Genomic DNA, 11,294 nt, shown 5'->3' with positions numbered 1-11,294 from the left:
CCCCAATCCGGGCAGAGGCTTCCTTGACCGACACCCCCTGCCGCAGAAGCGAAAAGAACTCATCCTTCAGCGCATCCGGCGCCCGAAAACCACTCGGCATGGCAACCTCCAAAAAATCAGATGTTGCAACGACCGTATGATTCTGCGCCCTCGGGACGGGCGCTAAGTGACCCCGCGTTGCTTAATCGTCGCTGCGGAGTTCTCGCTGCCGTGCGCTGAGCAGTTCCAGTTCCGGCCGGGCGGCCACAAAGCGTTCGACGGCGGTGAGCACCTCCACGAGGTGTGCCCGGTCGGCTGCGACCAGCCCCACGCCAATCAGGGCGCGCCGGTACTGGTCCTGGCAGCCGGCCTCGGCCACGGAGACGTCGAAGCGGCGTTTGAGCTCGGCCAGCACCGGGCGCACCACGGAGCGTTTCTCCTTCAGGCTGTGGACGTCGCCGAGGAGGACATCGAATTCAATCCAGCCGATCCACATGCCCTAAGCCTATCCACGGGGTTAGATGGTGAGTTCGCCCATCCGGTCCCAGCCGTCGCCGTCGAACTGGCGGCTGATGATCCGGGGTGTCTCCAGCAGAGCCTGGGGCATGTCCGCCATGGCCTGCTGGAAGTGGGCGCTGTTGACGTGGTCCCCGGCGGCGTCGTCCTGGAAGGCTTCGACCAGGACGAACTCGTTGGGGTCCTCCACACTGCGGGACCAGTCGAACCAGAGGTTGCCGGGCTCCCGGCGGGTGGCCTGGGTGAAGTCCTCCACGAGGCCGAGCCAGCGTTCTGACCAGTCGGGCTTGACCTTGAATTTGACGACGATAAAGATCACGAAAAGTGCCTTTCGGTGCGGCGGGACGGGGTTCTATTGTTGCAGGAGGGTCAGCAGGCCTGGATCGCTTCCCGCGCCAGTTCCTGCTGCCGCGGGGTGCCGACGCGGTCGGCCCACTGCTCCGCGAGCTGGAATTCGACCATCGCCTCCGTGCAGCGGCCTGCGTCGTGCAGGGTCCAGCCCAGGTTGTTGTGCAGGGCCACGAGCCACCGCTTGGTCCGCTCGTCGTGCACAGTGGAGGCGTACTCCAGGGCGCTGCGGGTCCAGGTTTCGGCGTGGGCGGAGTCTGCGATGGCCAGCATGTGCAGGGCATCCACGGCCAGGAATTCCTCGCCCAGATGGTCCGCGAGTTCGGCAGCCTGTTCAAAAAGCGGCACGGCCATTTCCGCGTGGCCGCTGGAGTTCAGCACCCGCCCGCGTTCCAGGAGCACCCGGACGGCCACGGTGGGCTCGTCGCCGTCGACCGCGTCCAGCAGGGCGTCGGCTTCCTCGTACCGGCCCTGCAGCCCGATGGCCCGCCCCAGTTGGGTGGTGAGTTCGGCCCGTTCGTCGGCGTCGTAGCGGTCCTCGGATACTGCCGCGCGGAAGCGGGCTTCCGAAACGGCGGGGTCATCGAAGTTCCATAGTTGGTCAAGGGTCTGTTGATTCAGCATTGTGCCTGCTCTCAGTCCACACCTGCGGCCAGTTCTGGTGCACTCCTAATGTATCGGGAAGTGATGTGGCCCCGGGCCCGCTTCGTCAGGGCCCCGCCTGCCGCGTAGAACCAGTTGGATGGCCCGCCGAAGGCAGTGACGCGGATCAGGACCCGGCCCGCCGCATCGATGGAAATCTCAAACGCTTCCTCACCCCGGACCGGATGCCCGGGAAGGGTCCCGTAGCCGAACCCGGCGGACTGCGGGGCGCCGCCGGGCACCGGACGGCGGACCCAGACGACCTCGCAGGGGGCGTTGAGCCGGAAGGGCCCGACGCCGAAACCGCTCACCACGCGCGTGCCGGGGACCACGACGTCGGACTCCGCGCGGACCCGCGGCCCTGCGCGTTTCTGCAACTGCCAGGTCAGCAGGCCCTGGACCACGCGGCGATACGTGGCCATGCCCTCGCCGACAAAGGCGTGGGTGACCAGGCAGTCGGCGTCTGCGGGAGGCGGGCCATGCTCGGTGGACCCGATCCCTGCATAGTTCAGCTCCCCGGCCGCGATCCGCGCGTTCACCCTTGGCCGCCGGCCAGCCGCGCCCAGCCCAGCGGTTCCTGTTGGCGCCGGCTCAGCGTAGCCACCACGAGGTCGTACGAGTCCTCGACCATGTCGCGCACCATCGAATCGGGCAGGGACCCGTCCAGGCGGACTCCGTTCCAATGTTTTTTGTTCATGTGCCACGCCCCGGTGATTTCCGGGTGGGCGGCGCGCAGCTGCTCGGCCAGGGCAGGCTCGCATTTCAGGCTCACGGCGAAATCGTGGTGGTCCATCGCGGACAGTGCGAACATCTTGGCTGCGTGGCCGGCACTGCCGGAAACTGCGGCCCGCACCTTGAAGACGGACGTCTCCGGTCCGAACGGGAAGTCCTCGAAAGCGCCGGGAAAGCCGAGGCAAATTCCCCGGAGTGCAGCTACATCCATGGTCCGAGCCTACTGGCCGGCCCGGACATTTTTGCAGGGCCCGTCCTGCTCCACCGGACGAGCCGTCAGAGGCCGAAGCGCCTGGCGTCCTGCGCCGGGCAGGCGTTCATGATGACGTCGAGGCCGGCGGCCTTCGCGCGGGCGGCCGCCGCTTCATCGATGACACCCAGCTGCATCCAGACCGCCTTCGCGCCGACGGCGATCGCCTGATCCACCACGGCCCCCACCTTCTGGGAATTCACAAAGCAGTCGACGACGTCGATCGGCTGCTTCTCAGCCGGGATGCCGGCCAGGGTGGCGTAGCCGGTCTCCCCGTGCACGGGATCAGCCGGCAGATTCACCGGGATGATCTCCATCCCTAGCCGGTCCCGGATGAACAGGGACGTATCGTAGGCGGCACGCCATTGATTCGTGGACAGGCCGACAATGGCCCACCGCCCCTTGGTGCGCATGAGTTTTTCCAGGACTGCCGGATCGTTGACGTGGGCCATGTGGACAGCCTACCGCCGTGCTTCCGGCCGGGCGGTAAGCGCCGGCATGCGGCCCGCCGCGGCATTTTCCGAACTCGTACCCCCGGTGGAGATCCAATTTTCGAACAAGTGACTGGCGGCTGCTCCAAGAGGAGGACAAGTCCGAATATTACGCAGAAAAACCTTCCCATTTGGGAAAAAGTGTCGATTCCGATTTAGTGGGGAGCGACCATCCCGAGCGGCCGAGAGACCTGGATCGATGAAGCCGCAGCAACCCTGGTCGCCGTCATCCCTCCCTGGATACCGGCGATAGCAAGGTATGGAGCCAAGGGAACCACCGGACTGACCACCCGGATCAAAGGCTCATTCCGTAGGGTGCTACTGCCAGGACCGATGGAGTATTCCTATGACTGCTGTCCTGTCCTCCTCCGCGGCCGCGGCGTCCCCGAACGCCCCTGCCGGAGCCGCCACCCGCACACCGGCCCTGCCGGTTGCCTTCCGTTCCCTGCGCCGGGCCTTCGGTAACGGAGCAGACGCCCACACCGTCCTGCGCGACGTTGACTTCGAGATCCATGCCGGCGAGGTTTTGGCCATTCTCGGCACCTCCGGCTGTGGCAAGTCCACGCTGCTCCGGGCCACCGCCGGGCTGGACTCCCCCAGTGCCGGCAGCGTTGATATCAATGGCACGCCCGTCCAGGGGATCGACTCCCGCTGCGCCTTCGCCTTCCAGGAACCGCGCCTCCTGCCGTGGCACACCCTGCGGGCCAATATCGCGATCGGGCTGCCCAAGGGAGTCAGTGCCAGGGACGGCAAGGCAAAAGTGGCCCGGTTGCTCGACCTCGTGGGGCTGACCGACTTCGCCGGGCACCGTCCCCGCGAAGTCTCGGGAGGCATGGCACAGCGCGCCTCTCTGGCCAGGGCACTCGCGCGCAACCCCGGTGTCCTGCTACTCGATGAACCGTTCGGCGCGCTGGACGCGCTGACGCGGATCAAGATGCAGGACCTGCTGCTGGACATTCACCGCGCCGAACCCACCACGGTGCTGCTGGTGACCCACGACGTCGACGAGGCTCTCCAGCTTGCCGACCGCATCATCGTCCTGGGCAAGGAGGCCGACGCCGGTGCGGGTTCAGCCGCCGCGTTGCCGGGGGCGACGATCGTCCGCACTGTGAGCGTGCCCGGCGAGCGCCCCCGGGACCGCGGTTCCGTGGAACTCGCCCGGTTGCGGGCGTCGCTCCTGGAGACTCTCGGCGTCGACGGCCACTAGCCGTCACGCCGGCCGGGTCCCTCCGCATTCGCCCACCAGGACCGTCGCAGCCGCGGCTGCGTTCGCCCGCCTTTCCACCCGCCACGTCCGTCCGCCGTTCGCGTCCATCGCTTCATTCCTTAGAGGAGTTCCATGTCATTCGCCCGCAAAGCCACCCGCCGGTCCGTCATCGGCGCCGCCGCCGTCTCCGCCGTCCTCGTCCTCACGGGCTGCGTCGCAGGTGAGGGTTCAGGCGGGTCGGCCGCGGCAAGCGCCGGCGTCGAGAGCGGCAAGCTCAACATCGACTTCGCCACGTACAACCCGCTGAGCCTGGTCATCAAGAAGAAGGGCTGGCTTGAAGCCGCCCTGAAGGATCAGGGCGTCACCGTCAATTGGGTCCAGTCCGCCGGGTCCAACAAGGCCAATGAGGCGCTGCGCTCCGGCGCGATCGACGTCGGCTCCACGGCCGGTTCCGCGGCGCTGCTGGCCCGCGCCAACGGTTCCCCGATCAAGACCATCGACATCTACTCCCAGCCGGAATGGGCGGCGCTGGTGGCGAAGGAGTCCTCCGGTATCACCACCGTGGCTGACCTCAAGGGCAAGTCGGTGGCCGCGACTAAAGGAACGGACCCGTACTTCTTCCTGCTTCAGTCGCTCTCCGAAGCCGGGATCTCCGCCACGGACGTCACCGTGCAGAACCTGCAGCACGCCGACGGCCGGGCCGCGCTGGAAAACGGCTCGGTGGATGCCTGGTCCGGGCTGGACCCGATCATGGCCGGTGCGGAGCAGAAGGGTGCCAAGCTCTTCTACCGGAACCTCTCCTTCAACACCTATGGCTTCCTGAACGCCACGGAATCCTTCCTGAAGGACAAGCCGAAGCTGGCGCAGGCCGTCGTCAACGCCTACGAGAAGGCCCGTGCGTGGGCCGCGGCCAACCCGGACGAGACTGCGCAGATCCTCGCCGAAGCTGCTGGCCTGGACCTCGCCGTCGCGAAGACCGTGGTGCTGGAGCGCAGCAACCTGGACGTCGACCCGGCACCGGGCGAGGCGCAGCGCAAGGTCCTGGAGAAGATCGGCCCCACGTTTGTGGAGACCGGCGACGTCAAGAGCCAGCAGCAGATCGACGACGCCGTCGCCTCCCTTCTTGATGACTCGCTGGTGAAGAAGGCGGATGCGTCCGCCATCAAGGATTCCTGATGACACAGCTCGGAAATCCCTACCTCACCGGCAACAGTGTTGCGGACGGGCGCGCTGCAGCCGTCCCCGCAACTCCGGCAGACGCCGCCCAGCCGAACTCCCCCGTGAAGGGTGGAGGCGGGTCCCCGGCGAACGGATGGTCCCCCGCCGGGATCCTGGCCAACGGCTGGGCGCGTCTGCTCCTCGGATTGATCATTCCCGCTGCGGTGCTGGCCGCCTGGCAACTATCCACGGCGGCCGGGGTGTTCAGCGTGGTCCAGCTTCCCCCGCCGGCCATGGTGCTGGAGGCCGGCCTTGACCTGCTCCAGCGCGGGCAACTCGGGCAGCACATCGCGATCTCCACCCAGCGTGTGCTGATCGGCTTCGCTGCCGGCGCCGGCCTGGGGCTCGTGTTCGGATCACTGGTAGGCCTGTCCCGGTTTGCCGACGCCCTGCTCGCGCCGACGGTCGGCGCCCTCCGCGCGGTACCGTCCCTGGCCTGGGTGCCGCTGCTCATACTCTGGATGAAGATCGGCGAGGATTCCAAGATCACGCTGATCCTGATCGGCGCCTTCTTCCCCGTGTTCACCACCGTCTCCTTGGCGCTGCGCCACGTGGACCGGAACCTGGTGGAAGCCGCGCGCGCGTTCGGACTCAAGGGCGTCAAGCTGCTGACTACGGTGCAGCTTCCGGCCGTGGTGCCGGCCGTCTTCTCCGGCCTCCGGCTCGCTCTGGCCCAGGCGTGGCTGTTCCTCGTAGCCGCGGAGCTCATCGCCTCCTCGATGGGACTCGGGTTCCTGCTCACTGATTCGCAGAACAACGGCCGCACGGACCGGCTCCTGCTGGCCATCGTGCTTCTCGCCGTGATCGGAAAAATCACCGACGCCCTGCTGGGCCTGGCCGAGAAATGGGCGGTGAAACGATGGGCGTAGCCATCCAGACCGCCCCGGCCAGCGTCCCGGCCACCGAAGAGGAGCGCCTCGCCTTCTGGGAGGAGGCCGCGCTCCGCCTCGACTGGCAGGACCTGCCCGGGCAGGACAAACCGTGGAACACCACGCACCGCCGCGTCCCGGCCGACGTCGGCGCCGGCATCGGCCCGGACATCACCTGGTTCGAGGGTGGAAGGCTCAACGTTGCCTACAACTGCGTCGACCGCCATGTAGCGGCGGGACGCGGGGACAAGGTGGCCCTGCACTTCGAGGGCGAGCCCGGCGACCGCCGCACCATCAGCTACGCCGAACTGCAGCACGAGGTGTCCAAGGCCGCCAACGCGCTGCTGGGCCTCGGCATCACCAAGGGCGACCGGGTGGTCATCTACCTGCCGGTCATCCCCGAAACCGTGATCATCACGCTCGCGGTGGCGCGGATCGGCGCCATCCACTCGCTGGTGTTCGGCGGCTTCTCCGCCGCGGCGCTCAAATTCCGGGTCGAGGACACCGGGGCCAAACTCCTGGTCACCACCGACGGCCAGTTCCGCCGCGGCGCCGCCGTGCCGGTCAAGGACAACGCGGATGCCGCCGTGTCCGGGGACAACGCCATCGAGCACGTTTTGGTGGTCAACCGGACCACTCCGGCCGACGAACTCGGCACGGTCCCGATGACCGCGGGCCGCGACGTCTGGTGGCATGACGCCGTCGGGACCGCTTCGGAGGTCCACAACGCCGAAGCGTTCGACGCCGAGACGCCGCTGTTCATCATGTACACCTCCGGCACCACCGGGAAGCCCAAGGGCCTGGTCCACACCTCCGGCGGCTACCTGACGCAGGCGTCCTGGAGCTTCGAGTACCTCTTCAGCAACCCGGATCCGGCGCTCCGCGACCGGGACGTCCACTGGTGCACGGCGGACCTCGCCTGGGTCACCGCGCACACCTACGAGCTCTACGGCCCCCTCTCCAACGGCGCCACCCAGGTGATCTTCGAGGGCACGCCCAACACTCCGCACCCGGGCCGGCACTTCGAGATCATCGAACGCTACGGCGTGACGCAGTACTACACCGCGCCCACCCTGGTCCGCTCGCTGATGGGCTGGTTCCCGGACGGCGTCCCGGCCACGTACGACCTCTCCTCCATCCGCCTGCTCGGCACCGTGGGCGAGGCCGTGAACCCGGAGGCCTGGCGCTGGCTGCGGGCGAACGTCGGAGCCGGCACCGCCCCGGTGGTGGACACCTGGTGGCAGTCCGAAACCGGCGCCACCATCCTCTCCCCTGCACCAACGGACACCGAGTTCAAGCCGGGCTGCGCGGCCCGGCCGCTGCCCGGCGTCGGCACCCGGATCGTGGACGAGGCCGGCAACACGGTCCCGCCCGGTGTCCAGGGCTTTATCGTGGTGGACGCGCCCGGCCCCGCCATCGCCCGCACCGTCTGGGGCAATCCGCAGCGCTACTTCGACTCCTACTGGCGGCAGTACGCGGAGCAGGGCTGGTTCCTCGCCGGCGACGGCGCCAAGTACGACGACGACGGCGACATCTGGATCCTCGGGCGCGTGGATGACACCCTCAACGTGTCGGGACATCTGCTCTCCACGATCGAGATCGAATCGGCCCTCGTCTCCCACCCGGACGTCGTGGAGGCCGGCGTCTGCCCCGTCGCGGACCCCAAGACCGGCCATGCGATTGTGGCCTTTGTGGTGCTGAAGGATTCGGCGGCTACCGCGGACACCGCGGGCGAACTCCGCAACCACGTCGCGAAGGCGATCGGGCCGATCGCCAAGCCGCGCGACGTCGTCGTCGTTCCCGATGTGCCGAAGACACGCAGCGGCAAGATCATGCGCCGGCTGCTGACCCAGCTGTTCGAAGGAACAACTCTGGGCGACACCACCTCCCTGCAGAACGAGCCGTGTATCGCCGGCATCCAGACCGTCCTGGACGCGCGCAAGGACAACCAAGAAATACCCCGAAGTAAGGAACTCTCATGACCGACATCAGCAGCGTTGCCCGGCTTTCAGAACCGCTCAAGTTCGCCTATTGGGTTCCGAATGTTTCCGGCGGCCTGGTGGTTTCCACGATCGAACAGCGCACCGGCTGGGACTTCGACTACAACAAGAAGCTCGCCAGGATCGCGGAAAACTCCGGCTTTGAATACGCCCTCACCCAGACGCGCTACGCCGCCTCCTACGGCGCGGACAAGCAGCACGAGGCCACCTCGTTCAGCCTCGCGCTGCTGGCCGCCACCGAGCGGCTCAAGGTGATTTCGGCCGTCCACCCGGGCATGTGGCACCCCGGCGTGCTGGCGAAGTTCATCATCACGGCGGACCACATCTCCAACGGCCGTGCCGCCGTGAACATCGTCTCCGGCTGGCTCAAGGACGAGTTCACCAACTTCGGCCTCGAATGGCTCGAGCACGACGAGCGCTACGTCCGTACCGAGGAATTCATCAAGGTCCTCCGCGGGCTCTGGACCGAGCAGGACTACAGCCAGTCCGGCAAGTACTACAACATCAACAACTTCACCCTGCAGCCTGCCCCGGTGGACGTGCCGGGCCGGGCGCACCCGGAGATCTTCTTCGGCGGCAACTCCACCGCGGCGCAGGCCACCGCCGGCCGCGTGGCCGACTGGTACTTCTCCAACGGCAAGGACCTCGAAGGCTTCAAGGAGAACATCGCCGGTGTTGTGGCCGCGTCCGGCGAGACCAAGCGTGGCACCGCTGGCGCCCTCCCCGCCCCCAGGTTCGGGTTGAACGGCTTCGTCATCGCCCGCGATTCCGAGAAGGAAGCCCGCGACACCCTCCGTGAGATCGTCGAGAAGGCGCACAAGCCCGCCGTCGAGGGTTTCCGCGCCGCGGTCCAGGAGGCCGGAGCCGCCACCAAGGACGGCAAGGGCATGTGGGCCGACTCGAGCTTCGAGGACCTGGTCCAGTACAACGACGGTTTCAAGACCCAGCTGATCGGCACCCCGGAGCAGATCGCCGAGCGGATCGTGGAGTACAAGAAGATCGGCGTGAACCTGTTCCTCACCGGCTACCTGCACTTCCAGGAGGAAGTTGGAGCGTTCGGTCAGGACATCCTGCCGATCGTCCGCGAACTCGAAGCGGACCTGGCCCGCAAACACGGCACCGAACTGCTCCCCACCCCGGCAACCAAGATTGAGGTAAACGCATAATGGCTGACCGTAAGTTCGGTTTCCGCACCCGCGCGCTGCACGCCGGCGGCACGCCCGACGCCGAGCACGGCGCCCGTGCCGTGCCGATTTACCAGACGACGTCCTTCGTGTTCAAGGACACCCAGGACGCCGCCAACCTCTTCGCCCTGCAGAAGTATGGCAACATCTACTCCCGGATCGGCAACCCCACGGTAGCCGCGTTCGAGGAGCGCATCGCCTCCCTCGAGGGCGGCATCGGCGCGGTGGCGACGTCCTCGGGCATGGCCGCGGAGTTCATCACGTTCGCCGCGCTCACCCAGGCCGGCGACCACATCGTCGCGGCCTCCCAGCTGTACGGCGGCACGGTGACCCAGCTCGACGTCACGCTGCGCCGCTTCGGCGTGGACACCACGTTCGTTCCCGGCACCGACCCTGCGGATTACGCCGCGGCGGTCCGGGAGAACACCAAGGCGATCTTCGTCGAGGTGGTGGCCAACCCGTCCTCGGAAGTCCAGGATCTTGAGGGGCTGGCGAAGGTGGCGCACGACGCCGGCATCCCGCTCGTCGTCGACGCCACCTTGAGCACGCCGTACCTCGTGCGGCCGATCGAGCACGGGGCGGACATTGTGATCCACTCCGCCACCAAGTTCCTCGGCGGGCACGGCACCACCCTCGGCGGCGTGATCGTCGAAAGCGGCCGCTTCAACTGGGGCAACGGCAAGTTCCCCACCATGACCGAACCGGTGGCGTCCTACGGCAACGTCTCCTGGTGGGGGAACTTCGGCGAGTACGGCTTCCTGACCAAGCTGCGCTGCGAGCAGCTCCGCGACATCGGGCCCGCACTGTCCCCGCAGTCGGCCTTCCAGCTGCTGCAGGGCGTCGAGACCCTCCCGCAGCGCCTCGACGAGCATCTGAAGAACGCGAAGGCCGTGGCCGAGTGGCTCGAGGCGGACGAGCGCGTGGCCTACGTGAACTTCTCCGGCCTGCCCTCGCACCCGCACTTCGAGCGGGCGCAGAAGTACTTGCCTCTGGGCCCGGGCTCGGTCTTCTCCTTCGGAGTGAAGGGCGGCCGTGCCGCAGGCCAGAAGTTCATTGAGTCACTGCAGCTGGCTTCGCATCTGGCCAACGTCGGCGACTCACGCACCCTCGTGATCCACCCCGGCTCCACCACCCACCAGCAGCTCAGCCCCGAACAGCTCGAGTCCGCCGGAGTCCCCGAGGACCTGGTCCGCATCTCGATCGGTCTCGAAGACATCGAGGACATTCTCTGGGACCTCGACCAGGCGCTGGACGCCGCCTCACTGGAGACCTTGGAGCCCGACGCGGAGGCACTCCCGGCCGGGTCGGATGAAGCAGCCGCCTGCACGATCGGAGCAAACGCATGAGCAGCGAAGAAACCAGGACCTGGACCGGCCCGTCGGCGCCGGAGCGGCTGAACCTGCTGCGGCAGGCGAAGTCCATCGCGATTGTGGGAGCCTCTGACAAGCCGTCCCGCGCCAGCTACTTCGTGGCGACCTACCTGCAGTCATCCACGCGGTACAAGGTGTACTTCGTGAACCCGGTGGTCAAGGAGATCCTGGGCGAGCCGACGTATGCCTCGCTCGCTGACCTGCCGGAGAGCCCGGACATCGTGGACGTGTTCCGCAAGCACGACGACCTCCCGGGCGTCCTGGACGAGGCCGTCGCGGCCGGCGCCAAGACGCTCTGGCTGCAGCTCGGTTCGTGGCATGAAGACGTCGCGAAGGAGGCCGAAGCCGCCGGGCTCGACGTCGTGATGGACCGCTGCGTAAAGATCGAGCATGCCCGGTTCCACGGCGGCCTGCACCTGGCCGGCTTCGACACCGGCGTCATTTCGTCCAAGCGGCAAGTCCTGGCCTAAGGCTTCCGCGCGCCGCTG

13 protein-coding genes are annotated in these 11,294 nt (G+C 67.3%); 7 read left to right on the top strand and 6 right to left on the bottom strand.

Translation table 11 applies throughout. The features are described from left to right. Positions 1-181: 181 nt before the first annotated feature. The 6 genes from AB4Y67_RS17380 to AB4Y67_RS17355 all read right to left on the bottom strand — a co-directional run bounded on the left by AB4Y67_RS17380 (position 182) and on the right by AB4Y67_RS17355 (position 2,919). Positions 182-475, bottom strand: coding sequence for a DUF503 domain-containing protein (locus AB4Y67_RS17380; RefSeq protein ID WP_441407002.1), 294 nt, complete (start codon positions 473-475; stop codon positions 182-184). Positions 476-496: 21 nt separating this feature from the next. Beyond that, positions 497-814, bottom strand: a complete 318-nt coding sequence (locus AB4Y67_RS17375) for a putative quinol monooxygenase (protein ID WP_441407001.1) — start codon at positions 812-814, stop codon at positions 497-499. 50 nt (positions 815-864) lie between these two features. Beyond that, entirely contained in the window at positions 865-1,467 is a 603-nt protein-coding gene (locus AB4Y67_RS17370) for a hypothetical protein (protein WP_441407000.1), read from the bottom strand. A gap of 11 nt (positions 1,468-1,478) precedes the next feature. Continuing rightward, the gene (locus AB4Y67_RS17365) at positions 1,479-2,024 is read right to left on the bottom strand and encodes a DUF1990 family protein (RefSeq protein ID WP_441406999.1); all 546 of its coding nucleotides are present in this window, start codon (positions 2,022-2,024) and stop codon (positions 1,479-1,481) included. Next, complete coding sequence (locus AB4Y67_RS17360; RefSeq protein WP_441406998.1) at positions 2,021-2,428, bottom strand: MmcQ/YjbR family DNA-binding protein; 408 nt, start codon at positions 2,426-2,428, stop codon at positions 2,021-2,023. The genes AB4Y67_RS17365 and AB4Y67_RS17360 overlap by 4 nt, the downstream gene beginning before the upstream one ends. Positions 2,429-2,493: 65 nt before the next feature. Beyond that, positions 2,494-2,919: a CoA-binding protein gene (locus AB4Y67_RS17355; protein ID WP_441406997.1), complete on the bottom strand. Its 426-nt coding sequence runs from the start codon at positions 2,917-2,919 to the stop codon at positions 2,494-2,496. Between the two features lie 385 nt (positions 2,920-3,304). On the opposite strand from AB4Y67_RS17355, the gene AB4Y67_RS17350 reads away from it, so the two are divergent. The 7 genes from AB4Y67_RS17350 (at position 3,305) to AB4Y67_RS17320 (ending at position 11,276) form a co-directional block, all read left to right on the top strand. Continuing rightward, positions 3,305-4,165, top strand: a complete 861-nt coding sequence (locus AB4Y67_RS17350) for an ABC transporter ATP-binding protein (protein WP_441406996.1) — start codon at positions 3,305-3,307, stop codon at positions 4,163-4,165. Positions 4,166-4,297: 132 nt separating this feature from the next. Continuing rightward, entirely contained in the window at positions 4,298-5,341 is a 1,044-nt protein-coding gene (locus AB4Y67_RS17345) for an aliphatic sulfonate ABC transporter substrate-binding protein (protein ID WP_441406995.1), read from the top strand. Beyond that, positions 5,341-6,252, top strand: coding sequence for an ABC transporter permease (locus AB4Y67_RS17340; RefSeq protein WP_441406994.1), 912 nt, complete (start codon positions 5,341-5,343; stop codon positions 6,250-6,252). The genes AB4Y67_RS17345 and AB4Y67_RS17340 overlap by 1 nt, the downstream gene beginning before the upstream one ends. Further along, a complete protein-coding gene (acs, locus tag AB4Y67_RS17335) occupies positions 6,243-8,234 on the top strand; it encodes an acetate--CoA ligase (protein ID WP_441406993.1) in 1,992 nt (663 codons plus the stop codon). The genes AB4Y67_RS17340 and acs overlap by 10 nt, the downstream gene beginning before the upstream one ends. Next, complete coding sequence (gene sfnG, locus AB4Y67_RS17330) at positions 8,231-9,418, top strand: dimethylsulfone monooxygenase SfnG (protein ID WP_441406992.1); 1,188 nt, start codon at positions 8,231-8,233, stop codon at positions 9,416-9,418. The genes acs and sfnG overlap by 4 nt, the downstream gene beginning before the upstream one ends. Next, on the top strand, positions 9,418-10,782 hold the full coding sequence (locus tag AB4Y67_RS17325) for an O-acetylhomoserine aminocarboxypropyltransferase/cysteine synthase family protein (RefSeq protein ID WP_441406991.1): 1,365 nt from the start codon (positions 9,418-9,420) through the stop codon (positions 10,780-10,782). The genes sfnG and AB4Y67_RS17325 overlap by 1 nt, the downstream gene beginning before the upstream one ends. Beyond that, the gene (locus tag AB4Y67_RS17320; protein WP_441406990.1) at positions 10,779-11,276 is read left to right on the top strand and encodes a CoA-binding protein; all 498 of its coding nucleotides are present in this window, start codon (positions 10,779-10,781) and stop codon (positions 11,274-11,276) included. The genes AB4Y67_RS17325 and AB4Y67_RS17320 overlap by 4 nt, the downstream gene beginning before the upstream one ends. Positions 11,277-11,294 lie beyond the last annotated feature (18 nt).

It is taken from the genome of Arthrobacter sp. YAF17, from assembly GCF_052113365.1.
In the GTDB taxonomy this organism is placed as follows: Bacteria; Actinomycetota; Actinomycetes; order Actinomycetales; family Micrococcaceae; genus Arthrobacter.
Note: the sequence above shows the minus strand (reverse complement) of the source record. Positions and strands in the feature narration are given on the sequence as shown.

Excerpts from the sequence above, each read along its gene's own strand:
- AB4Y67_RS17380 (WP_441407002.1), bottom strand. The coding sequence starts at position 475 with ATGTGGATCGGCTGGATTGAATTCGATGTCCTCCTCGGCGACGTCCAC.
- AB4Y67_RS17370 (WP_441407000.1), bottom strand. The coding sequence starts at position 1,467 with ATGCTGAATCAACAGACCCTTGACCAACTATGGAACTTCGATGACCCC.
- AB4Y67_RS17360 (WP_441406998.1), bottom strand. The coding sequence starts at position 2,428 with ATGGATGTAGCTGCACTCCGGGGAATTTGCCTCGGCTTTCCCGGCGCT.
- AB4Y67_RS17355 (WP_441406997.1), bottom strand. The coding sequence starts at position 2,919 with ATGGCCCACGTCAACGATCCGGCAGTCCTGGAAAAACTCATGCGCACC.
- AB4Y67_RS17350 (WP_441406996.1), top strand. The coding sequence starts at position 3,305 with ATGACTGCTGTCCTGTCCTCCTCCGCGGCCGCGGCGTCCCCGAACGCC.
- AB4Y67_RS17345 (WP_441406995.1), top strand. The coding sequence starts at position 4,298 with ATGTCATTCGCCCGCAAAGCCACCCGCCGGTCCGTCATCGGCGCCGCC.
- AB4Y67_RS17340 (WP_441406994.1), top strand. The coding sequence starts at position 5,341 with ATGACACAGCTCGGAAATCCCTACCTCACCGGCAACAGTGTTGCGGAC.
- acs (WP_441406993.1), top strand. The coding sequence starts at position 6,243 with ATGGGCGTAGCCATCCAGACCGCCCCGGCCAGCGTCCCGGCCACCGAA.
- sfnG (WP_441406992.1), top strand. The coding sequence starts at position 8,231 with ATGACCGACATCAGCAGCGTTGCCCGGCTTTCAGAACCGCTCAAGTTC.
- AB4Y67_RS17325 (WP_441406991.1), top strand. The coding sequence starts at position 9,418 with ATGGCTGACCGTAAGTTCGGTTTCCGCACCCGCGCGCTGCACGCCGGC.
- AB4Y67_RS17320 (WP_441406990.1), top strand. The coding sequence starts at position 10,779 with ATGAGCAGCGAAGAAACCAGGACCTGGACCGGCCCGTCGGCGCCGGAG.